This is a genomic window from Blastococcus goldschmidtiae, from assembly GCF_031845325.1.
Lineage (GTDB): Bacteria > Actinomycetota > Actinomycetes > Mycobacteriales > Geodermatophilaceae > Blastococcus > Blastococcus goldschmidtiae.
Window position 1 is genome coordinate 405,648 of record NZ_JAVREI010000001.1, and the last position, 22,887, is coordinate 428,534.

General features: G+C 72.7%; 18 protein-coding genes and 1 tRNA gene. 12 read left to right on the plus strand and 7 right to left on the minus strand.

All coding sequences use genetic code 11. The annotated features are described in order from the left end of the window. Positions 1-60: 60 nt before the first annotated feature. Positions 61-507: a universal stress protein gene (locus RM425_RS02020; protein ID WP_311343512.1), complete on the minus strand. Its 447-nt coding sequence runs from the start codon at positions 505-507 to the stop codon at positions 61-63. Between the two features lie 140 nt (positions 508-647). On the opposite strand from RM425_RS02020, the gene RM425_RS02025 reads away from it, so the two are divergent. Then, positions 648-2,717: a putative bifunctional diguanylate cyclase/phosphodiesterase gene (locus tag RM425_RS02025; protein ID WP_311343513.1), complete on the plus strand. Its 2,070-nt coding sequence runs from the start codon at positions 648-650 to the stop codon at positions 2,715-2,717. A 49-nt stretch (positions 2,718-2,766) separates the two neighbouring features. Here the strand turns inward: RM425_RS02025 and RM425_RS02030 are convergent. Continuing rightward, positions 2,767-2,840, minus strand: a tRNA-Gly gene (locus RM425_RS02030). 332 nt (positions 2,841-3,172) lie between these two features. Here RM425_RS02030 and RM425_RS02035 point away from each other — a divergent pair. The 3 genes from RM425_RS02035 (at position 3,173) to dcd (ending at position 6,551) form a co-directional block, all read left to right on the plus strand. Beyond that, on the plus strand, positions 3,173-5,152 hold the full coding sequence (locus tag RM425_RS02035) for a hypothetical protein (RefSeq protein WP_311343514.1): 1,980 nt from the start codon (positions 3,173-3,175) through the stop codon (positions 5,150-5,152). Positions 5,153-5,306: 154 nt separating this feature from the next. Next, a complete protein-coding gene (locus tag RM425_RS02040; protein ID WP_311343515.1) occupies positions 5,307-5,609 on the plus strand; it encodes a hypothetical protein in 303 nt (100 codons plus the stop codon). A 357-nt stretch (positions 5,610-5,966) separates the two neighbouring features. Next, positions 5,967-6,551 (plus strand): dCTP deaminase, encoded by a 585-nt coding sequence (dcd, locus tag RM425_RS02045; protein WP_311343516.1) that lies wholly within the window; start codon positions 5,967-5,969, stop codon positions 6,549-6,551. Between the two features lie 27 nt (positions 6,552-6,578). Here the strand turns inward: dcd and RM425_RS02050 are convergent, their stop codons facing one another. The 3 genes from RM425_RS02050 to RM425_RS02060 form a co-directional block, all read right to left on the minus strand. Then, positions 6,579-7,910 carry a CynX/NimT family MFS transporter gene (locus RM425_RS02050; RefSeq protein WP_311343517.1) on the minus strand — a complete coding sequence of 444 codons (1,332 nt, stop codon included), beginning with the start codon at positions 7,908-7,910 and terminating at the stop codon, positions 6,579-6,581. Between the two features lie 143 nt (positions 7,911-8,053). Continuing rightward, positions 8,054-10,354: a (Fe-S)-binding protein gene (locus RM425_RS02055; RefSeq protein ID WP_311343518.1), complete on the minus strand. Its 2,301-nt coding sequence runs from the start codon at positions 10,352-10,354 to the stop codon at positions 8,054-8,056. A 347-nt stretch (positions 10,355-10,701) separates the two neighbouring features. Further along, a complete protein-coding gene (locus RM425_RS02060) occupies positions 10,702-11,703 on the minus strand; it encodes a type IV toxin-antitoxin system AbiEi family antitoxin domain-containing protein (RefSeq protein ID WP_311343519.1) in 1,002 nt (333 codons plus the stop codon). A 327-nt stretch (positions 11,704-12,030) separates the two neighbouring features. Here RM425_RS02060 and dnaK point away from each other — a divergent pair, with 327 nt between their 5' ends. The 7 genes from dnaK (at position 12,031) to RM425_RS02095 (ending at position 19,029) form a co-directional block, all read left to right on the plus strand. Further along, a complete protein-coding gene (gene dnaK, locus RM425_RS02065; RefSeq protein WP_311343520.1) occupies positions 12,031-13,902 on the plus strand; it encodes a molecular chaperone DnaK in 1,872 nt (623 codons plus the stop codon). Further along, complete coding sequence (gene grpE / locus RM425_RS02070; RefSeq protein ID WP_311343521.1) at positions 13,899-14,591, plus strand: nucleotide exchange factor GrpE; 693 nt, start codon at positions 13,899-13,901, stop codon at positions 14,589-14,591. Before dnaK ends, grpE begins: the two co-directional genes overlap by 4 nt. A gap of 22 nt (positions 14,592-14,613) precedes the next feature. Next, on the plus strand, positions 14,614-15,843 hold the full coding sequence (gene dnaJ, locus RM425_RS02075) for a molecular chaperone DnaJ (RefSeq protein ID WP_311343522.1): 1,230 nt from the start codon (positions 14,614-14,616) through the stop codon (positions 15,841-15,843). Next, entirely contained in the window at positions 15,840-16,289 is a 450-nt protein-coding gene (locus RM425_RS02080) for a heat shock protein transcriptional repressor HspR (RefSeq protein WP_311343523.1), read from the plus strand. The genes dnaJ and RM425_RS02080 overlap by 4 nt, the downstream gene beginning before the upstream one ends. Further along, positions 16,286-16,765 (plus strand): MarR family winged helix-turn-helix transcriptional regulator, encoded by a 480-nt coding sequence (locus tag RM425_RS02085; protein WP_311343524.1) that lies wholly within the window; start codon positions 16,286-16,288, stop codon positions 16,763-16,765. The genes RM425_RS02080 and RM425_RS02085 overlap by 4 nt, the downstream gene beginning before the upstream one ends. A 117-nt stretch (positions 16,766-16,882) precedes the next feature. Further along, the gene (locus tag RM425_RS02090; RefSeq protein ID WP_311343525.1) at positions 16,883-17,374 is read left to right on the plus strand and encodes a MarR family winged helix-turn-helix transcriptional regulator; all 492 of its coding nucleotides are present in this window, start codon (positions 16,883-16,885) and stop codon (positions 17,372-17,374) included. A gap of 62 nt (positions 17,375-17,436) precedes the next feature. Then, positions 17,437-19,029, plus strand: a complete 1,593-nt coding sequence (locus RM425_RS02095) for an MDR family MFS transporter (protein ID WP_311343526.1) — start codon at positions 17,437-17,439, stop codon at positions 19,027-19,029. 90 nt (positions 19,030-19,119) lie between these two features. Here the strand turns inward: RM425_RS02095 and RM425_RS02100 are convergent, their stop codons facing one another. Together RM425_RS02100 and RM425_RS02105 are read right to left on the minus strand one after the other, a co-directional pair. After that, entirely contained in the window at positions 19,120-19,554 is a 435-nt protein-coding gene (locus RM425_RS02100) for an OsmC family peroxiredoxin (protein WP_311343527.1), read from the minus strand. Between the two features lie 85 nt (positions 19,555-19,639). After that, positions 19,640-20,095 (minus strand): MarR family winged helix-turn-helix transcriptional regulator, encoded by a 456-nt coding sequence (locus RM425_RS02105; RefSeq protein ID WP_311343528.1) that lies wholly within the window; start codon positions 20,093-20,095, stop codon positions 19,640-19,642. A 197-nt stretch (positions 20,096-20,292) separates the two neighbouring features. Here RM425_RS02105 and clpB point away from each other — a divergent pair, with 197 nt between their 5' ends. Next, the gene (gene clpB, locus RM425_RS02110) at positions 20,293-22,884 is read left to right on the plus strand and encodes an ATP-dependent chaperone ClpB (RefSeq protein ID WP_311343529.1); all 2,592 of its coding nucleotides are present in this window, start codon (positions 20,293-20,295) and stop codon (positions 22,882-22,884) included. Positions 22,885-22,887: the final 3 nt, after the last annotated feature.

A 22,887-nucleotide genomic window follows, 5' to 3' on the forward strand; every position in this document is an offset into this window, starting at 1 on the left:
CGACGGTAGGGGGGCCCGTCGCCCCCGGGAAGGAGATGCTGCGGCGGTCCGGACCGCCGGTCAGGCGCCACGCGCGACGCGGCGGAGCGGAGGGCGGGGGAGGGCGGGACGGAGCACGCGCTTGCGGCCGGCGCCCACCATGACGAGGTCGGCACCGTGCAGCGCCGCGTCCAGCGCCTCGAAGACGGGGCGCTCGAGGACCGCGGTGCGCGTCCGCCCGCTGATGCCGGTCTCGGCGACGGCGCGCAGGACCAGCGCCTCCAGGCGGTCCCGGGCCGCCTCCCGGGTGCGTGGCGGCATCCGGGAGGTGCCCGTCAGTGGATCGCCCCCGGGTGCGTCGAGGACGCTGACGGCCACCACGGTGGCCTCGCGCCGGGCGGCCTCACGCAGCGCCCAGACCAGGGCGTGGTGTCCCTCCGCGGAGTCGTCCACCTCGACGAGCAGCCACGGCGCACGACGACGCGACGGGATCGGTGTCACGTGCGTGGACGGAGCGGGCGGGCTCATACGGTCGATCGTGACCCGTTCGGCCGTCCGGCCCCAGGGACCAAGGGCCCCCTCGGGGCGGCCGCTGGCTCTCCCGGAGCGGGTCGCACCGGTCTCGCCCGGACGGGGGAGTGTGATACCGCCTACTCAAGGAGAGCGTCGTGCGCTCCGATGCGGGACCCATGGACCCTCTCCGCCGGTTGCGGGCGACCAGCCTGCTGACCCGGTTCGCGGCGCTCAGCCTGCTGCTGACCGTCGCGGTCGGCGTCGTCCTCTCCTCGGTACTCACCACCGTCATCGAGGAGCGGGCCCGCCAGCAGGCGGAGGACGCCGCCCTCATGGCGGTGCGCCTCGGTCTCCAGCCGCAGTTCAGCCGGGCCGACCTCGCCGGCGGGTTCGACGCCGCCCGCCTGGCGGACGTGGAGCAGGCCGTCGAGCACGCCTCCGCGCAGTTCGGCGAGCGCGGAACGGCGCTGGCCGCCTTCGACCCGGTCGAGCTGAAGGTCTTCGGCGCCGACCGGACGATCCTCTACCACTCCGCGCACCCCGAGCTCGTCGGCGAGACCTCGAGGTCCGGGGAGCTCGGCTCCGCGCTCCAGGGGTACGTCGTCTCGGGCTTCGCCCACTCCGCCGACGACGGCGCCGACAGCGAGGACGGGGAGCACCAGCTGCTCGAGGTCTACGTGCCCCTCCAGTACGACGGCGCTGCCGTTCCGGCCGGCGCGATCGAGCTCTACCTGCCGTACGCCCCGGTGGCGGCTGCGATCCGCGACGACGTCGGCACCATGACCGTAACGCTGGCGATCAGCCTGGCCGTCTTCTACCTCGTCGTCTTCCGCCTGATCGCCTCGGCCTCCACTCGGATGCGCCGGCAGTCCGCGGCGCTGCAGGACTCCGCCGACCGCGACCGCCACCGGTCCACGCACGACGCGCTGACCGGCCTGCCCAACTGGGTGCTCCTGCGGGACCGCCTCGGCCAGGGCCTCGCCGCCGCCACCCGGTCCGACACTGAGGTAGCCCTCCTGCTCATCGACCTGGACCGCTTCAAGGAGATCAACGACAGCCTCGGCCACTCCTACGGCGACAAGCTGCTCGTGCAGGTCGGGCCGCGGCTGCGCTCGGTCCTGCGCGACATGGACACCGTCGGCCGTCTGGGCGGCGACGAGTTCGTCGTCCTGCTGCCCGCGGTGGACGGCGTCGCCGAGGCGCAGGCCGTCGCGGAGCGGCTCCGCCAGGCCCTGCACCAGCCGTTCGACGTCGACGGCGTGATCCTCGACGTCGAGGCCAGCATCGGCATCGTGCTGTCCCCGTGGCACGGCGCCGACAGCGAGGAACTGCTCCGCAACGCCGACATCGCGATGTACGCGGCCAAGGAGCTGAAGGGTGGCGCGGTCGTCTTCCAGCCCGAGGTGCACGCCACCACCCCGGTCCGGCTGTCCGTCCTCGGCGACCTCCGGCGCGCGCTCGACAGCGACGACGAGCTGTTCCTGAACTACCAGCCCAAGGTCACCCTCGACGGCGAGCGGATCGAGGGCATGGAGGCGCTGCTGCGCTGGCAGCACCCCGTCCAGGGGCTCATCCCGCCGGGCGACTTCATCCTGGTCGCCGAGGGCACCGGCATCATCCTGCGGCTGACCGAGCGGGTGCTGGACCTCGCGCTCGCCCAGCAGCGGCGGTGGATGGACGGCGGTACCGCGGTCCCGGTGGCGGTCAACCTGTCCACCCGCTGCCTGCTCGACGCCTCGCTGCCCGACCTGGTGCAGCGGCTGCTGGCCGAGCACGGCGTCCCCGCGCATCTGCTGCGGCTCGAGGTCACCGAGAGCGCCGTCATGGGCGACGCCGCCCGCTGCATGGACGTCCTGCAGCGGCTGCACGACCTCGGCGTCCACCTCTCGATCGACGACTTCGGCACCGGGTACAGCTCGATGGCCTACCTCCGCCGGCTGCCGGTCGACGAGCTCAAGATCGACCGCTCGTTCGTCATGGGCATGACCACCACCCCGCAGGACCTCGTGCTGGTCCGCACGGCCGTCGACCTGGGCCACAACCTGGGCCTCACGGTCGTCGCGGAAGGCGTGGAGAGCGTCGAGCACGTGGCCACGCTGCGGGAGCTGGGCTGCGACATCGCCCAGGGCTACCACTACGGCCGGCCGATGGCGGCCGACCGGATGACCGAGCTGCTGGTGCGGATGGGCACCATCTACGCACCCGAGGTGCCGGCCGACCGCTGACCGCGTGGCCGTCGTCCCCGGCCGGCGCGTGCGGTCGGTGGACCCGATGTGGAGCGGGTGACGAGAATCGAACTCGCACTGTCAGCTTGGGAAGCTGATGTTCTACCATTGAACTACACCCGCGTACCGCTCTGACCTGCGTGTACATCTTCCGCAGACCGTGGCCGGAGCCGATCGAGCGTCCCGGCGAGAGTACACGTTGCCCGGCCGGGGAGGGACCCCCGGGTCGTCGCCTGCGCGACCGGCTACGGCCCTGGCGAACGCGGCAGGACGCACACGGACGGCGTGGCCGGCCGGACCTCTGGGGCGTGTGGTGCCGGCGGTGCGAGTCCACCGCAAGGTGACCGGCCGGAACTGCGGCGTCCCTTAACGTCCCCGCCGGCTCGGCCGCTGGCCGCTGCCGGGGGGAGCTGCCTCGCACGCTCGAACACCACGACGGGATGCACGCAATGACCGTGGCTCTTCGTCCGGGTCCGGTGAGCCGGCCCGTCGCCCGGTCGTGGCACGTGAGGAACGGCGTGGTCGTCGTCGCCGTCCTCGCCGCCCTCACATCGGGCCCCGGGATGGTCACTCCCGCTCGCGCTGTTCCCGGCACGGAGGCTCCGGCCAGCGTGGTCGCGCCGACGGAGGTCGTCATCGGGGGCACGGTCGCGGTGGGCGGGACCGGAACCGCCGAGGAAGGGCTCTGGGAGCCCCCGGGTACGACCTTCGAGTACCAGTGGCGCAGCGACGGTGCGGACATCGAGGGAGCCACCGGCCGCCAGTTCGGCATCCCGGCCCAGCTCGAGGGCACGTACCTGACCGTCGCGGTGACGGGTACCGGCCCGGACGAGTCGAGCGAGACGAGGGTGTCCGCACCGGTCCTGGTTGCCGCAGGGCAGTTCGCGGTGACCAGGAAGCCGATCGTCAGCGGGGTGCCGAGGGTGGGCCGACCCCTGACGGCGAGCACCGGCTCGTGGACCCCGGCAGCCGGGTTCGCGTACCAGTGGTCTGCGGGCGCCACGCCGATCACCGGCGCGACCGGCACCACCTACACGCCGACGACCACCGACGTCGGCAAGCAGCTGACCGTCAGCGTCACGGGCTCGTCGGCGGGGTACGCCAGCACGACCGAGACCAGTCAGTCCACGGCCCCGGTGGTCGCCGGTGTGTTCGACCAGGCGCCGATCCCCACGCTCACCGGCGCTGTCCGCGTCGGGTCGACCGTGACTGCACAACCCGGCACATGGGCCCCCGCAGCGACCTTCGTCTACCAGTGGCGGCGCGACGGCGCCACGATCGCCGGTGCCACGGCTCGGACCTATCGTCCCGTCGCGGGCGACCGCGGCCGGACGTTGAGCGTGCGCGTCACCGCGCAGCGACCGGGTTACGCGTCGCAGACCCGCACGAGTGGTGCCGCGACCGTCGGTGCCGGGGTCTTCGCCGCTGCGCCTCTGCCTCGGATCACGGGCTCGACCCGTGTGGGGGCCGTGCTGACAGCCGTCCCGGGCACCTGGTCGCCGACTGCTCGCGTCGCCTACAGGTGGCTGCGGAACGGCGTCTCGATCCCTGGAGCGACGGCAGCGACGTACCGGCTCACCTCGGCCGACCACGGCAAGCGCATCACCGTGCGAGCGACCGCTGCACGATCCGGCTACGCGTCGGCGAGCCGCACCAGCGCGGCGACCACGGTGATCGTCAAGCCCTTCACCACCGTCGCGGTTCCGACCATCACCGGGACTGCGCGGGTCGGGTCGACCCTCACGGCCGATGTCCGCGCCTGGACGCCCAGTGCCACCGTCTCTTACCAGTGGAAGCGCGGAGGCGTCGCGATCGCCGGAGCGACGGGCCGCACGTACAGGCTTGTCGCCGCAGACCACCAGCGCGCCATCACCGTGACGGTCACCGGCAAGCGCACCGCGTACATCTCCACGGCCCGGACGAGCAGGCCCACGGCGTCGGTCGCGCCGCCACGGCCGACAGTCACGCGAGACGGCACCTTCCGGGTCGGCGCGGAGATCGGGGCGGGGACGTACGTCTCCCAGGCGTCGTCGGACTTCTGCTACTGGGAGCGACGCTCGTACGCCGGGGACGACTTCGAGGGCATCATCGCCAACGACCTGGGCGGCGGCCAGCGGATCGTCCGCATCGCGAGCACCGACCGGTACTTCACGACGAGCGGGTGCGGATCGTGGACGCGCTTGGTGCCACTCGCGGTGCCGCGGGTCAGCGTCGGGGGCGGAATGGTCGCGGTCGGTGAGCACCTGCGACCGGGGCTCTACGAGGCTCCCGGGACGTCGACGTGCTACTGGGCGCGCCTCTCCGGCTTCTCCGGGGACCTGGACGACGTGATCGACAACCACTTCGGTGCAGGACAGCAGTACGTGCAGATCTACGGGGCGGACGCCGGGTTCGTGTCCGATGACTGCGGCACCTGGAGGCGGGTCGGCGACTGAGGGCGGACCGCCTCGGCGAGGGCCCCACGTCCAGGGATGCCTCGACGTGGCCGCGCCTCCGAATCCTCGAGGAGGCGCGGTCCGCCGAGCTGGATGAGAGCGTTCTCATCGAGTTCTCACGGGCAGGTCACCGGTTGGGTGCAGGCTGGGCGCCGTGAACCGCCCGGCCCTGCTCGCTGCCTCGGCGGTCGTCCTCCTCGCCGTCCTCCTCGGGGGCTGGCTGCTGATGCGCCCGGTGGACCCGGCGAGCGGCACGGTGCCCGCGCCCATCACGGTGCCCGCGCAGCCCTCCGGTGCCACCCCGCCCCCGCCGCTGCCGACGGCTACGCCACAGGAGCCCACCCCGGTGCCGACCGACGTCGTCCCCCCACCGCCGCTGCCCGACGACGACGATGACGACGGGCCGGATGACGACGGGCCGGATGACGACGGGCCGGATGACGACCGGCCACGCTAGCGGGCACATGGGAGCCCGATGAGAGCCGGATGAGCCGCCGGGACCCATCGGCGCGGTGGCCCGGTCGGTGTCCGTTCCGGTTCCGGCTTTCCCATCGCAGGCGTGAGGGAGGACGGCACCGGGCCGGGACGACACCGTGCCCGTCCGTGTGGCGAAGTCGGATGGGGCACGGTGGTCCGGGAGGCGCCGGTCAGGCGCGCGGCGAGCCCTCCGCACGCCCCCCGGCCCCTCCGGGAGGAGCCGGCGCCCCCCGGGGCGCCGACAGGCGTCATCGCGCTGTCGACGGCGTGCGCGCGGGCGGCCTCGAGCAGGTTCACCCCGACGGAGTCGGTGGGGCCGTTCCCTAGACTCCGCGCCATGCTGCTGAGCGACCGCGACATCACGGCCTCGATCGCCGAGGGACGCCTCGGCATCGAGCCCTACGACCCCGGCCTGGTGCAGCCCTCGAGCATCGACGTCCGCCTGGACCGGTTCTTCCGCGTCTTCAACAACTCGCGGTACACCCACATCGACCCGGCGGAGCAGCAGGACGACCTCACGACGCCGGTCGAGCCCGAGGGCGACGAACCGTTCGTGCTGCACCCGGGCGAGTTCGTGCTCGGCTCGACGCTCGAGGTCATCAGCCTCCCTGACGACCTCGCAGCGAGACTCGAAGGGAAATCGAGTTTGGGCCGTCTCGGATTGCTCACGCACTCGACCGCGGGCTTCGTCGACCCGGGCTTCTCCGGGCACATCACGCTGGAGCTGTCCAACGTGGCCAACCTGCCGATCACGCTGTGGCCGGGCATGAAGATCGGGCAGCTGTGCATGTTCCGGCTGACCAGCCCGGCCGAGCACCCGTACGGCTCGGCCGTCTACGGCTCCCGCTACCAGGACCAGCGCGGGCCCACCCCGTCGCGCTCCTACCGCAACTTCACCCGCGCGCAGACCCGGCGCACCTAGCCCCGCGGGCCTCGTGCCGGAGGGTGCTCAGACGCGCGGTGGAGGGGCGTCGGGGACGCGCGCGTTGGCCGGCGGCTCGGCGCCCGCGGTCTCGAGGACCTCGGTCGGTCGGGCCGCCGACGACCAGCCCGGAACGGACCGTTCCACCTCGTCGTCGACGAAGACCTGCCGGGTGGCGATCCAGCCGGCGACGGCGAGCACCGCGACGCCGGTCAGCACGATGACGAACATGCCGGTGAAGGAGCCGGTGGCGCCGCGCAGCACGCCCACCAGCAGGGGGCCGGTACCGGCGAGCACGTAGCCCCAGCTCTGGACGACCGTGGACAGCGCCGCGACGGTCTCCGGGGTGCGGGCGCGCAGGCCGATGAGGGTCAGCACCATCGAGAAGGTGCCCATGCCCACGGCGATGAGGGTCATCCAGAGCCACGGGGCGGACGTCGGGGCGGTCCACAGCCCGATCCAGCCGGTCACGTAGCTGGTGACGAAGCCCAGCAGCAGCGGCCGCTGCAGCCGCGGCCGGACGGTGAGCGACGGGATCACCGCGCTCAGCGGCAGGCCGACGACCGCGTTCAGACCGAGCAGGAGCCCCGCGGTCGCCGCGGTCAGGCCGGCATCGCGCAGGTACTGGGCCGACCACCCGATGACCACGTAGGCCTGCAGCGCCTGGACGCCGAAGAAGGCGGTCAGCGCCATCGCCGTCGGGCTGTGGACGAGCGCCCGCATGCGGACGGCGGAGTGGCTCGCGCGCGAGACACCGGGCCGCGCCGGGACGGCCAGCCACACCGCCGCCGCGCCGATCGCGGGCACCGCCCACACGACGAGCGCCCAGCGCCAGCCGTCGTCCCCCGCGGCGTCGGCGATCGGCTGCGCGGACATGGCGGCCAGGGCGGCGCCCAGTCCCATGGCCGTGCTGTAGGCGCCGACCAGCGGCCCCGTCCGGTCGGGGAAGTGGCGCTTCACCAGGCCCGGGAGCATGACATTGCCCAGGGCCCCGCCGGCCATGGCCAGCGCCGTGCCGGTGAGGAAGAGCGGGAACCCACCGGCCAGGCTGCGCAACACCAGGCCCGCGGCCATGGCGACCAGGGCGCCGGCCAGCACGTGGGAGTCGCGGTAGCGCGCCGACAGCGCCGGGCCGGCGAAGCCGATCAGCGCGAAGCAGAGGACCGGCATCGTCGTGATGACCCCGGCCAGGCTGCTGGAGATGCCCAGCCCGCGCTGGATCTCCTCCAGCACGGGGCCGACGCTGGTCACCGCCGTCCGCAGGTTGAGCGCGGTGAGGATGATCGCGAGGGCGATCAGCAGGACCCCGTCCCGGCCGCCGGCCCAGGTGTTGCGATCGCTCGGGACGGTGCGGGTCACGCGGGCATGATCCTCCATCGGGCACCGTTCTCCGCTGCCGGGTCGTGAGTTCGCGTGACGGCCCGACCGGGGCGCCTGGCGGAACGACGACGGCGCGCGTCCCCCTGGCGGGGGGCGCGCGCCGCCGTCGGTGCGGTGTGCGATCAGTCCTTCGGGTCGTGCTCCGTCGCGGCGGAGTCCAGACCGACCACGTCGTCGGCCTCGGTGCCGACACCGGGGCCGGAGGCCGCGCCCTGGACGCCGGCAGCGACCGGCTGCATCGAGCGCAGCAGGATCTGGCTGACGTCGAGGACCTCGACGTGCTCGCCGGCCTCGCCGTTCTGCTTCTTCGACGTGAGGGCGTCGGAGAGCATCGTGATGCAGAACGGGCACGCGGTGGAGATGACGTCCGGGTCCAGCTCGAGCGCCTCCTCGGTGCGCTCGACGTTGATCCGCTTGCCGATCTTCTCCTCCATCCACATGCGGGCTCCGCCGGCGCCGCAGCAGAAGCCGCGGTCCTTGCAGCGGTGCATCTCCTGCGTGGTGAGGCCCTGGACGGAGTCCAGGATCTCGCGCGGAGGCGTGTAGACCTTGTTGTGCCGGCCCAGGAAGCACGGGTCGTGGTAGGTCACCTTGCGGTCGATCGGGGTGACCGGCACCAGCCGGCCCTCCTCGATCAGCTGGCCGAGCAGCTGCGTGTGGTGGATGACCTCGTACTCGCCACCGACCTGCGGGTACTCCTTGCCCAGCGAGTTGAAGCAGTGCGGGCAGGTCGCCACGATCTTGCGGGTGCCGGGCACGCGGCCCTCGAAGACCCCGTTGAGGGTCTCGACGTTCTCCATGGCCAGCTGCTGGAAGACGAACTCGTTGCCCAGTCGGCGGGCCGGGTCGCCGGAGCAGGTCTCCCCGTTGCCGAGGACGGCGAACTCGACGCCTGCGGTGTGCAGGAGCTCCGCGACGGCCTTGGTGACCTTCTTGGCGCGGTCGTCGACCGCGCCGGCGCAGCCGACCCAGAACAGGTACTCGACGTCGGCGGGCAGCGGGCCGTCGGCCATGCGGACCTCGAAGTCGAGCTCCTTGATCCAGTCCTCGCGGACGTTGCCGCCCATGCCCCAGGGGTTGCCGCGCTTCTCCAGGTTGGTCAGCATCACGCCGGCCTCGGAGGGGAAGTTCGACTCGATGAGCACCTGGTAGCGGCGCATGTCCTCGATGTGGTCGATGTGCTCGATGTCCACCGGGCACTGCTCCACGCAGGCGCCGCAGTTGGTGCAGCTCCACAGGACGTCGGGGTCGATGACCCCGCCCTCCTCGAGGGTGCCGACCAGCGGGCGGTGCGCCTGCGCGTCGTTGGTGCCCTCGATGCGGGCGTAGCCGCTGGCCCAGACCTGCTCGTCGCTGGGCTTGAGGACGTCGTAGTCCGGGGCCGTCTCCGACGCGGTCTTCTCACCCAGCAGGTAGGGAGCCTTCGCGTAGAGGTGATCGCGGAGGTCCATGATCACCATCTTCGGGCTGAGCGGCTTGCCCGTGTTCCACGCCGGGCACTGGCTCTGGCACCGCCCGCACTCGGTGCAGGTGGTGAAGTCCAGCATCCCCTTCCACGTGAAGTCCTCGATCTTCCCGCGGCCGAAGACGTCGTCCTCGCCCGGGTCCTCGAAGTCGATCGGCTTGCCGCCGGAGGTCATCGGCAGCAGCGGGCCGAGCGCGGGGGCGCCATCGGCGTTGCGCTTGGCGTAGATGTTCAGGAACGCGCTGAACCGGTGCCAGGCCACGCCCATGTTCAGGATCCGGCTGATCACGACCAGCCAGGTCAGGCTGACCACGATCTTGACGAACGCCACGACGGTGAGCAGGTCGGGGCTGTCCGGGAGGATCTGGCCGAGGGCGCCGGAGATCGGGTGCGACCAGCCGGGGGCGTCGGTCAGGTCCGAGGAGACCTTGAGCGAGCGGATCAGCAGGATGGCGACGCCGACGGTGAGGACGACCGCCTCGACGAAGTAGCCGCGGCCCTCGTTGCTGCCGGCGAAGCGGCTCGTGCGGCCCTGCCGGCGCGGGTGGTCCTTCTGCCGCCGGTAGATCAGGTAGATGATCCCGAGGATCGTGCCGGTGCCGATGATGTCGGCGAAGAGGTTCCAGATGGCCCACTCGCCGATGAGCGGCAGGTGGAACGCCGGGTTCCAGACCTCACCGAAGGCCTCCACGAGCGTGAGGAACAGCCCGTAGAAGCCGACGAAGACGAACCAGTGGGCGACGCCGATGGACGACCACTTGAGCATCCGGGTGTGGCCCAGCGACTCGATGGCCGTCGTCTTCAGCCGGGTCTTCACCGGCCCCCACCGGGTGCCGTCGGGCTGGCCGGTCCGGATGATCCGCACCATGGCCCGGACGGCCCGGTAGGCCATCACGGACGCGACGATCAGGAACAGGACGCTGATCGTCCCCAGGACGATCTGCAGCGGGCCCGTCATGTTTTCCTCCCCCGCACGCCTGGCGGCGTCGGTTGACTCCCGTGCGCCGTTGCGCGACGGCGAAGCTCTGGTCGGTGCACGCGCCGTCGTCCGCGCCGGTCGGGGACCGGCGCGCGGAACGCATGCGGGCACGGCGTGCCTGCACGGATCGCACGATAGCTGGCGCGCCCGCAGGCTACTCGCGCGTAGTCGGAGGGCGGTGATCACGATCGGGCCACCACCCGTCCACGCGCCCCGGCACGCGTGCCCCTCGCCCCTTGCTCCACGTCTCGCGCGCTCACCCGCGCGGTGTGGCAGTCACCCGCGCGGTCGACGACGCGGGCGGCTGCCGCACGGCGAGGACGAGGTCAGCCGGCGCGGACGACGCCGCGTTGCCGGGCGGTTGCGGTGAAGCTCCGCCGGGCGGGGCCCGGGACGGCGAGCAGCGACCGCAGCCGGGCCTCCGTGTCCTGCCAGCCGCCCTCGAGATCGGCATCGACGATCCGGGCCACGCGGACGTCGGCGGAGCGGAGCGCGTCCTCGCGCCGTTTCTCCTCCCACAGCACACGTCCGGGACTGCGGCCGCCCCAGGGGTCGGTGTACTTCACGCGACCGTCGAACTCCACGGCGACGGCGGCGTCGTCGAACCAGCCGTCGACCACCGCCACGAGTCGCCTGCCGATCCGGATCTCGACCTGCAGCTCCATGGTCGGCAGGCCGGCCCCGATGATGCGGAGCCGGCCCCGCGTCTCCAGCGGCGACTCCGCCCGCCCGTCGGCCAGCCCGGCCGCGCGCGCCGCTCGCGGCGCCCCGGGCCACGAGCGGGCAGCCGCGACGGCCGCTGCCAGCTCCGCGGGAGCGACGGCGCCCCGGAGCAGGGCCGCGTCCATCGCCACGACGGCGTCCTCGAGCGGCCACTCGCGCGCGCAGTCGACCAGCGTGCGGGGCGGGGTGGTGAGCCGCAGCGGACCGTGGTGGGTGACGTCGGCCGGCGGCAGCGGCGCCTGGTTCACCACGAAGCCCTTGCCCCGTCGCCACAGGGCCGGGTGGGTGAGCCGCACGGTGTCGGGGAGCAGCGCCCGGCTGGCCGGCAGACCGAGCAGCCGCAGTGCGGACGTGTGACTGACCGCGGCCTCCGGTCGCCCCAGGTCGAGCAGGACGGCGGCGCTGTCGAGGGCGTGCTGCCGTCCCGATGCCCGGGCGGACGCCACCTCGTCGGTGCGGCCGTAGACGCCCCGGCGGACACGCGTCCACGCGCCGGACGAGCACAGGTGCCGGATCTCCGCGTGTTCGTAGCCGGCGCGGCGCGCGTCGAGCGCGGTGAACAGGCCCAGCTGGCGATCGGCCGCAGCGCCGAGGAGCGGGTGCACGGCGGAAGTCTGTCGTCCGCGGGGCCTCGGGCGGGCGGCCTTGTGGACAACCGTGCGGACCCGCCCTCGCCCCGCGGGATCACCCGCGCGCTGCAGCTCTCACCCACGCCGTCGACCGCGCGGGCGACTGCAGCACGGCGAGGGCGAGGTCGTCAGGCGAGGACGGACGGCGAGGGGGGCGAGGACGAGGTGCGCCCCCGGGAACACGGTCCGACGCCTTGCCGTTATGGTGGGCAGGAAAGTTGAGCGGACTGCGCGCAAGGCGGTCCGGACTCGACTCCTCCACGGACCAGTACCACCCCAGCACACGGAAGAGAGGCCATCCCCATGGCTCGAGCTGTCGGTATCGACCTCGGCACCACGAACTCCGTCGTCACGGTCCTCGAGGGCGGTGAGCCCACCGTCATCGCCAACTCCGAGGGCTCGCGCACCACCCCGTCGGTCGTCGCGTTCGCCAAGAACGGCGAGGTCCTCGTCGGCCAGTCGGCCAAGAACCAGGCCGTCACCAACGTCGACCGCACCATCCGGTCGGTCAAGCGCCACATGGGCACGAACTGGACCACCGACGAGATCGACGGCAAGAAGTACACCGCGCAGGAGATCAGCGCCCGCACGCTGCAGAAGCTGAAGCGGGACGCCGAGACCTACCTCGGCGAGCCGGTCACCGACGCCGTCATCACCGTCCCGGCCTACTTCGAGGACGCGCAGCGCCAGGCCACCAAGGAGGCCGGTGAGATCGCGGGCCTCAACGTCCTGCGCATCGTCAACGAGCCGACCGCGGCCGCACTGGCCTACGGCCTGGACAAGGGCGAGACCGAGCAGACGATCCTCGTCTTCGACCTCGGCGGCGGCACCTTCGACGTCTCCCTGCTCGAGATCGGGGACGGCGTCATCGAGGTGAAGGCCACCGCTGGTGACAATCACCTCGGTGGTGACGACTGGGACCAGAAGGTCATGGACCACCTGGTCAAGACCTTCAACGCCTCCAACGGCATCGACCTGTCCAAGGACAAGCTGGCCATGCAGCGCCTCCGCGAGGCCGCCGAGAAGGCCAAGATCGAGCTGTCGGGCGCGCAGTCGACCAACATCAACCTGCCCTACATCACCGCCGGCGCCGAGGGGCCGCTGCACCTCGACGTCACGATCACCCGCGCCGAGTTCCAGCGGATGACCCAGGACCTGCTCGACCGCGCCCGCGCGCCGTTCAACCAGGCGATCCGCGACGCCGGTATCTCCGTCGGCCAGATCGACCACGTCGTCCTCGTCGGTGGCTCGACCCGCATGCCGGCCGTCTCCGACCTGGTCCGCGAGCTCACCGGGGGCAAGGAGCCCAACAAGGGCGTCAACCCCGACGAGGTCGTGGCGATCGGTGCCGCGCTGCAGGCCGGAGTCCTCCGCGGTGAGGTGAAGGACGTCCTGCTCCTGGACGTCACCCCGCTGTCCCTGGGCATCGAGACCAAGGGCGGGATCATGACCAAGCTCATCGAGCGCAACACCACGATCCCGACCAAGCGCAGCGAGATCTTCACGACGGCCGACGACAACCAGCCCTCGGTGCAGATCCAGGTGTTCCAGGGCGAGCGCGAGATGGCCGCCTACAACAAGAAGCTCGGCATGTTCGAGCTGACCGGTCTGCCCCCGGCGCCCCGCGGCGTCCCGCAGATCGAGGTCGCCTTCGACATCGACGCCAACGGCATCGTGCACGTCCACGCGAAGGACCTGGGCACGGGCAAGGAGCAGTCGATGACCATCACCGGCGGCTCGGCCCTCCCCAAGGACGACATCGAGCGGATGATGAAGGACGCCGAGGCGCACGCCGAGGAGGACAAGAAGCGCCGCGACGAGGCCGAGACGCGGAACCTCGCCGAGTCGCTGCAGTACCAAACGGAGAAGTTCCTGGCCGAGAACGGCGACAAGATCCCGGCCGAGAAGAAGGACGAGCTGGGCGAGGCGCTGACCGAGCTCCGCTCCTCGCTGGGCGGGTCGGACATCGAGGCGATCAAGACCGCCCAGGAGAAGGTCGCCCGTGTCTCGCAGGAGGTCGGCGGCGCGCTGTACGCGCAGAACGCCGAGGCCGCCGAGGGTGCGACTGGTGCCGAGGGCGCTGCCCCGGGCGGGGCGCAGGCCGGTGGGTCCACGACCGCGGACGACGACGTCGTCGACGCCGAGATCGTGGACGAGGACGACGACCGCCGATGAGCAGCGGGGAAGAGCAGCCGCGGGTCGTCATCCGCGACAAGCGGCGCATCGACCCGATCAGTGGTGAGGTGCGGGCACCGGCCGGCGAGCAGCCGGCCGGTGCCCGGCCGGACCCGACCGTCGCAGGGGAGCAGATGAGCGAGCAGGAGATGCCCGTGGACGACCAGCCGCAGGCGGAGGTCCCGCCGACGGCGGGTGCAGCCGGCGACGACCTCGCCGCGCAGCTGGCCGAGCGCACCGAGGACCTGCAGCGGGTCACCGCGGAGTACGCCAACTACCGGCGCCGGGTGGACCGCGACCGGACCCTCGTCGTCGACCAGGCGGCCGAGCGGTTCGCCACCGGCCTGATCCCGATCGTGGACGACATCGAGCGGGCGCGGGACCACGGTGACCTGACCGGTGCGTTCAAGCTGGTGGCCGACCGCATCCTGGGGCTCCTCGACGGCCTCGGCGTGGCGGCGTTCGGCAAGGCCGGCGACGAGTTCGACCCGTCGCTGCACGAGGCGGTCATGCACGACACGTCCCCCGACGTCACGGTCCCGACCGCGACGACGGTCCTGCGGCAGGGTTTCCGCCGCGGCGACCGGGTGCTGCGGACCGCGATGGTCGCGGTCACCGAGCCGGAGAGCCCGGCACCCGCCGGCGACGGCGCCGTGCCGGCCGACCCGGGCGCCGCGGCGTCCGACTGACTCCCAGGAAGGGGGATACCCGATGAGCACCCGGGACTTCATCGAGAAGGACTACTACGGCGCGCTGGGCGTCCCCCAGAGCGCCGACGCGGCGGAGATCAAGAAGGCCTACCGCAAGCTGGCGCAGGAACTGCACCCGGACAAGAACCCGGGCAACGCCGAGGCGGAGACCCGGTTCAAGGAGGTCTCCGAGGCCTACGACGTCCTCTCCGACCCGAAGCGGCGCGGCGAGTACGACGAGGCGCGGCGGCTGTTCGGGGCCGGGGGAGCGGGCGCTCGTGCCGGCTTCCCGGGCGGCGGCGGTTTCCCCGGCGGCGGGCAGACCTTCGACTTCGGTGACCTCTTCGGGGGCGCCGCGGGCGGCCCCGGCGCGGCCGGCGGCCCGGGAGCCGCCGGCCGTGGGCCCGGCGGGCTGGGGGACCTGCTCGGCGGCCTCTTCGGCGGCGCCGGGGGCGGAGCTCGCGCGCGCAGCCAGGCGGCGTCCGGCCCCGCGCGTGGTCAGGACGTCGAGACCGAGGCGACCCTCTCCTTCGAGGAGGCCGTCCTCGGCGTGACGGTGCCGCTGCGCATGCAGAGCCCGGGCAGCTGCCCGACCTGCGCGGGCAGCGGCGCCAAGCCCGGGACCAGCCCGCACGCCTGCCCGGTGTGCCAGGGGGCCGGTGTGACCAGCCGCAGCCAGGGGGCGTTCGCCTTCTCCGAGCCCTGCCGCAACTGCCGCGGCACCGGCTCCGTCGTCGACGACCCCTGCTCGACCTGCTCGGGCAGCGGCATCACCAGCCAGACCCGCACCATCACCGTCCGGATGCCGGCCGGCGTCAAGGACGGCCAGCGCATCCGGCTGGCCGGCAAGGGCGCGCCGGGGCGGCGCGGAGGGCCGGCCGGTGACCTGTTCGTCGTCGTCCACGTCGCCGAGCACAGCCTCTTCGGCCGCAAGGACGACGACCTGACTCTCGACGTGCCGATCACCTTCGCGGAGGCGGCCCTGGGGACGACGCTCACGGTGCCGACGCTCGACGGCACGGTCTCGCTCAAGGTGCCCGCCGGCACCGCGAGCGGCCGCACGCTGCGGGTGCGGGGACGGGGCGTCCCCGCGAAGGGGCGCACCGGCGACCTGCTGGTCACGCTGGACGTCGCGGTGCCCGTGCGGCTCACGCCGGCCCAGCGGAAGGCCATCGAGGCGCTCGCCGGGGAGATGGACGAGGACCCGCGCCCGCAGATCACCGCGGCCCTGCAGGCGGGAGCCGACCGGTGACCGGGCGGGTCGATCCGGTGCCGGGTGCCGCCCGGTCCGTCGCCGAGGACGCGCCGGTCTTCGTGATCTCGGTGGCGGCCGAGCTGGCCGGCATGCACGCCCAGACCCTGCGCCAGTACGACCGGCTCGGGCTGGTCAGCCCCGGGCGCACCCCCGGGGGTGGCCGCCGCTACAGCCCCCGCGACGTCGCGCTGCTGCGCGAGGTCCAGCGGCTGTCGCAGGAGGACGGCGTCAACCTCGCCGGGATCAAGCGGATCATCGAGCTCGAGTCGCAGGTCGAGGCCCTGCAGGCGCGGGTGCACGAGCTGCTGGCCGAGCTCGAGCACAGCGAGCACCGCCGGATCGCCGCCGAGGCCGCGGTCCCGGTGGGCTACCGGGCGGAGCTGGTCCCGCAGCGGCGGCCGGGCAACGCGCTGGTCGTCTGGCGACCGCGGAGCGGCCGGTGAGCCGGCCCGACCCGCACGCGGCCTTCGTCGACCTGGAGCGGGAGATCGGCCTGCTGCTGCGCCGCTCGCGGGCGATCTCGGCCCGGCTCGCCGGCCAGTTGCACCCCGACCTCGACGGCGCGGCCTTCGGTCTGCTCGCCCTGCTGCAGGACGCCGGTCCGCTGCGGGCCAGTGACCTGGTCGCCCGGCTCGGGCTGGACAAGAGCACGGTGAGCCGTCAGGTGGCCAGCCTCGTCGCGCTGGGCCTGGTGGATCGCAGCGCCGATCCCGACGACGGCCGAGCGCAGGTGCTGACGCCGTCGGCCGAGGGCGCGGCCCGGCTGGCCCACATCCGCACCGCCCGGCGCGAGCGCTGGGAGGCCGACATGGGGGACTGGCCGGCCGAGGACGTCGCCAGGCTGGCCGAGCTGCTGGCCCGGCTCAACCGGATCGGGGACGCGCGAGCCCGCGAGGCCGGGGAGACGCCGGAGGCATAGGGGCGGGTCGGGCGGGTGAGAGGGGACAGGGCGGGAGTCGTGTCGTTCGTTGCAGACCACAACCAAATGGTTTATGGTTGCACTCTGCACACGTCTCGACCGTCAGGAACTCCGCTCATGTCCATCAGCCCCGACACACGGGACCGGCTGACCGCCAGCATCGCCCAGCTCATCCGCACGGGCCGGCAGATCAGCACCCGCGCGGCCAGCCAGCTCTACGGCGAGCTGCCGTCCTACGGCTGGACGCTGCTGCTGCCGCTGGAGCAGGACGGCGACCAGCGCTGCAGCGCGCTCGCCGCGCGCGCCGGCATCGACGTCTCGGTGGCCAGCCGGCAGCTCGCCGTCCTGGAGCGGTCGGGGTACGTGGAGCGTCACCCCGACCCGCGCGACGGGCGGGCCACCCTGCTCCGGCTCACGCCGCAGGGTGCCGAGGCCCTCGCCGCCACCCGGGCCATGCGCGCCGACTGGGCGCTGGCTGCGCTGTCCGGCTGGTCCGAGCACGACGCCCGCCGGCTCACCGACCTGCTCGATCGCCTGCGCGCCGACATCGAGGTCGCCGTCCCGGCGGCGCCGTCCGCCGCCCGGGAGCCGCTGGGAGCCGGGCGATGACCCGCGCCCGCGCCGTCCCGGCCACCGCGCACGACCGCCCCTCGCAGCAGCCCAGGAGACCCATGACCAGCACCGCCGACAGGCCGGCCGCCGAGGCCCCCGTCGAGCAGCAGGGGCGGATGACGCACCGGCAGATCCTGTCGGCGCTGTCCGGGATGATGCTCGCGATGTTCGTGGCGTTCCTGTCGGGGACGATCGTCTCCAACGCGCTGCCCACGATCATCACCGAGCTGCGCGGCTCGCAGGGCCAGTACACCTGGATCGTCACGGCCACCCTGCTGTCCTCGACCGCCTCGACCCCCATCTGGGGCAAGCTCGCCGACCTGTTCAGCAAGAAGCTGCTGCTCCAGCTGGCCATCGTGGTGTTCATCGTCGGGTCGATGCTCGCCGGCCTGTCGCAGTCGGTGGAGACATTGATCGCCTGGCGGGTGGTGCAGGGCCTCGGGCTCGGCGGGCTGCAGGCGCTGGTGCAGATCGCGATGGCCGCGATGATCAGCCCCCGCGAGCGCGGCCGGTACTCCGGCCTGCTCGGCAGCGTCATGGCCGTGGCCACCGTCGGCGGCCCGCTGATCGGCGGCCTGCTGGTGGACACCAGCTGGCTGGGCTGGCGCTGGTGCTTCTACGTCGTCGTGCCCTTCGCCCTGGCGGCCCTCGTGCTGCTCCAGCGGACGCTGCACCTGCCGGTGACCAAGCGGGACGTGCACATCGACTACATGGGTGCGGCCTTCCTGACCGCCGGTGTCTCTGCGCTGCTCATCTGGGTCACCCTCGCCGGCAACAGCTTCGCCTGGGCGTCGGTCGAGACGGCGTACTACGTCGGCGGCGGCGCGCTGGCGATCGCCGCCTTCATCGTCGCGGAGCTGAGGGCCAAGGAACCGATCGTCCCGCTGCGGCTGTTCCGCGACCGGACCACGACGCTGGCGATCGCCGCGAGCGCGGCGATCGGCGTCGCGATGTTCGGGTCGACCGTCTTCCTGGGCCAGTACCTGCAGATCTCCCGCGGCTACTCACCGACCGCGGCCGGCCTGCTCACCGTGCCGATGGTGGCCGGGATCCTGATCTCCTCGACCGGGTCGGGTCTGCTGATCACCCGGACCGGCCGCTGGAAGCGCTTCCTGGTCGGCGGCTCGCTGCTGGTCGTCGCCGGGTTCGCGATGCTCTCCACGCTCGACCACGACACCAACATCGTCGCGATGTGCGGCTTCCTGTTCGTGCTGGGCACCGGCATCGGGGCCACCATGCAGAACCTGGTGCTGGCGGTGCAGAACACCGTGGCGGCCAAGGACCTGGGGGCGGCGAGCTCGGCGGTCGCCTTCTTCCGGAGCCTGGGCGGGACGGTGGGTGTGTCCGTGCTCGGCGCAGTGCTGTCCAGCCGGGTCAGTGGCATCATCGCCGAGCGGCTCGGGGGCATCCCGGGTGCGGCCGAGGCGGCCGGCTCGGGGGAGGTGGGCCTGGCCGACCTCGCCGATGCCCCGCCCGCCGTCCAGGAGCTCATCCGGCTCTCCTACGGCGATGCGACCGGCCGAATCTTCCTCGTGTCGGCCGTGGTGGCGGTCATCGCGGTGGCCGCCATCCTGCTCATCCGCGAGATCGCGCTCGGCACGGAGAGCGGCGAGGAGCGGCTGCAGCGCGAGGCCGGCGAGCAGGCGCAGTAGGACCGACGACGACGGCCCGCCTCCGGCTGGAGGCGGGCCGTGCGGCACCCTCCGGATCCGCCCGGAGCGGGCGGGAGGAGGGCTCCTTCGTCAGTCGAGCGAGGCGTCGAGGGTGATCTCGGTGCCGGCGAGCGCCTTGCTGACCGGGCAGCCGACCTTCGCCGCCTGGGCGGCCGTCTGGAAGGCGTCGGCGTCGAGCCCCTCGACCTCGCCGCGCACGGTGAGGGCGATCCCGGTGATGGCCGAGGCGCCGTCCTTCTGGCCGAGCGTGACCTCCGCGGTCACCTCCAGTGCGGTCGGCGTCCCCCCGGCCTTGCCGATCTCGTTCGAGAGCGCCATGGCGAAGCACGACGAGTGGGCGGCCGCGATGAACTCCTCGGGGCTGGTGGTGCCCCCGGCCTCGTCGGCGGCCCGCTTGGGGAACGAGACCTCGTAGGTGCCGATCTTGGAGCTGGAGAGCTCGACCTGGCCGGAGCCCTCCTGGAGGGTGCCGTTCCAGGCGGTGCGTGCGGTACGAGTGGGCATGTTCCTTCTTCCGGGCCGGGCGCCGCCCGCTCCTGGACGGCGCGTCGACGCACCCCCTACCCGGTGACGAGCTGGGTCAACGCGCTCAGCAGATGACCTCTCCGCTGTTCACCCGCTCGATGACCACCTGCAGCCGGGCCTTGAGCTCGGCGAACTCGCCGCTGTCGAAGCCGATGGCGCCGATCATCTCCTCGGAGATGGCGTACGCCTTGTCCTGCAGCGCACGACCGGCGTCGGTCAGGGCGATGGCCACCGAGCGCTCGTCCTCGACACGGCGGTGCCGGGTGACCAGACCGGCGGTGGTGAGTCGCTTGAGGAGCGGCGACAACGTGCCGCTGTCCAGCGCCAGCCGGGAGCCGAGCTGGCCGACGGTCTGGTGGTCCTCTTCCCAGAGCAGCATCATGACCAGGTACTGCGGATAGGTCAGGCCGATGGCCTCGAGCATGGGCCGGTAGCGCGCGGTCACGGCTCTCGAGGCTGCGTACAGCGCGAAGCAGAGCTGGTCGTCGAGCGCCACGCTCGGCGCCGGCAGTGCGGTCATGCCCAGAGTCTAGGGCGCGTCGGGGCGGATACCAGTGGCTGCGCCCATTCGCGCGCTCCGAGATCGCGTGTGCAGTGGGTGGACTCAGGCAGGTTGAGTGGAACAGACTCAACTCCTCGGTCGTTCGATCCTGTGACAGCCGAGACCGCCGGGCCGGCCGTACCCGCACGACCGACGAGAGGACGCGGACCACCACCATGGAGAGCAAGCTGACCACCCGTTCGCAGGAGGCCATCGCCGCCGCCCAGCGGCTCGCGGTCGCCCGTGGCCAGGCCGCCCTCGAGCCGCTGCACCTGCTGGCCGCGCTGCTCGAGCAGGACGACGGCATCGCCGGGCCGCTGCTGAAGGCCGTGGGCGCCGACGCCGCCGACGTCCGCGCCAAGGCCGACGCCGCCGTGCGCCGCCTGCCCAGCGTCTCAGGGGTCACCGTCCCGGCGCCCTCGCCCAGCCGCGAGTTCCTGCGCGTGATGAACGACGCCGGGGAGCAGGCGAGCGCGCTCGGCGACGAGTACATCTCCACCGACCACCTGCTGGTCGGGCTGGCCGGCTCGCAGGGCGAGGCCGGCTCCGTGCTGACCGGCGCCGGTGCCACCAGGGACGCGCTGCTCGCGGCGTTCCGCACCGTCCGCGGCACCCGCAAGGTGACGACGCCGGACCCGGAAGGCACCTTCCAGGCGCTGGAGAAGTACGCCGTCGACCTCACCGAGCGCGCCCGTGAGGGCAAGATCGACCCGGTCATCGGCCGCGACACCGAGATCCGCCGCGTGGTGCAGGTGCTGTCGCGCCGCACCAAGAACAACCCGGTGCTCATCGGCGAGCCCGGCGTCGGCAAGACCGCGATCGTCGAGGGGCTGGCGCAGCGCATGGTCGCCGGTGACGTGCCGGAGAGCCTCAAGGGAAAGCGGCTCATGGCGCTCGACCTCGGCTCCATGGTCGCCGGCGCGAAGTACCGCGGTGAGTTCGAGGAGCGGCTCAAGGCCGTGCTCCAGGAGATCACCGACGCGGAGGGGCAGATCGTCACCTTCATCGACGAGCTCCACACGATCGTCGGCGCCGGCGCGACGGGTGACTCCGCCATGGACGCCGGCAACATGATCAAGCCGATGCTCGCCCGCGGCGAGCTGCGGATGGTCGGCGCGACGACGCTGGACGAGTTCCGCGAGCACATCGAGAAGGACCCTGCGCTGGAGCGGCGCTTCCAGCAGGTCTTCGTCGGCGAGCCCAGCGTCGAGGACACCATCGGCATCCTGCGCGGGCTCAAGGAGCGCTACGAGGTCCACCACGGTGTGCGCATCACCGACACCGCGATCGTCGCCGCCGCCACCTTGTCGGACCGGTACGTCACGGCCCGCTTCCTGCCGGACAAGGCGATCGACCTGGTCGACGAGGCGGCCAGCCGGCTGCGCATGGAGATCGACAGCCGGCCGGTCGAGGTCGACGAGGTCGAGCGCGCCGTGCGCCGGCTGGAGATCGAGGAGATGGCGCTGTCCAAGGAGGACGACCCGTCCTCGATCGAGCGGCTGGCAGCGCTGCGGTCGGACCTGGCCGACCGGCGCCAGGAGCTGGCCGAGCTGACCGCCCGGTGGCAGCAGGACAAGAGCGCGATCGGGCGCATCCAGGCGATCAAGGAGGAGCTGGAGCGGCTCCGCCTGGAGGCCGAGCGGGCCGAGCGGGACGGCGACCTCGCGCGCGTCGCCGAGCTGCGCTACGGCCGGCTCCCGGAGCTGGAGAGGTCGCTCACCGACGCCGAGACGTCGGTGGCGACCGGCGAGTCGATGCTCAAGGAGGAGGTCGGCCCCGACGACATCGCCGAGGTCGTGCAGGCCTGGACGGGCATCCCCGCCGGTCGGCTGCTCGAGGGCGAGACGCAGAAGCTGCTGCGGATGGAGGACGAGCTCGCGCGCCGGGTCGTCGGGCAGCCGGCTGCCGTCCGGGCCGTCTCGGATGCCGTCCGCCGCGCGCGGTCCGGCGTCGCCGACCCCGACCGGCCCACCGGGTCGTTCCTGTTCCTCGGCCCCACCGGCGTCGGCAAGACCGAGCTGGCCAAGGCGCTGGCGGAGTTCCTGTTCGACGACGAGCGGGCGATGGTCCGCGTCGACATGAGCGAGTACTCCGAGAAGCATTCCGTGGCGCGGCTGATCGGGGCGCCCCCGGGCTACGTCGGCTACGAGGCCGGCGGCCAGCTCACCGAGGCGGTGCGGCGGCGGCCCTACACCGTCGTCCTGCTCGACGAGGTGGAGAAGGCGCACCCCGACGTCTTCGACGTCCTGCTGCAGGTGCTGGACGACGGCCGGCTCACCGACGGTCAGGGCCGCACGGTGGACTTCCGGAACACCATCCTGATCCTGACGTCGAACCTCGGCTCGCAGATCATCGCGGACCAGTCGACCCCGGAGGACCGCCGGCGCGCAGCCGTCATGGACGTCGTCCGGACGCACTTCAAGCCGGAGTTCCTCAACCGGCTCGACGACGTCGTGGTCTTCCGGGCGCTCGGCACCGACGAGCTCGCCGGCATCGTCGACATCCAGGTCGGCGTGCTGGGCCGGCGGCTGGCGGCGCGACGGCTCACCCTGCGGGTCACCGACGCCGCGCGCGAGTGGCTGGCGCGGGGCGGCTTCGACCCGGTCTACGGGGCCCGGCCGCTGCGCCGCCTGGTGCAGTCCGCCATCGGCGACCAGCTCGCGCGGGCACTGCTGGCCGGGGAGATCCGGGACGGCGACGAGGTCGTCGTCGACTGGCCGGCCGACGTCGCCGAGGGCGACGCCGGGCTGAGCGTCACCCGCGGCTGAGCC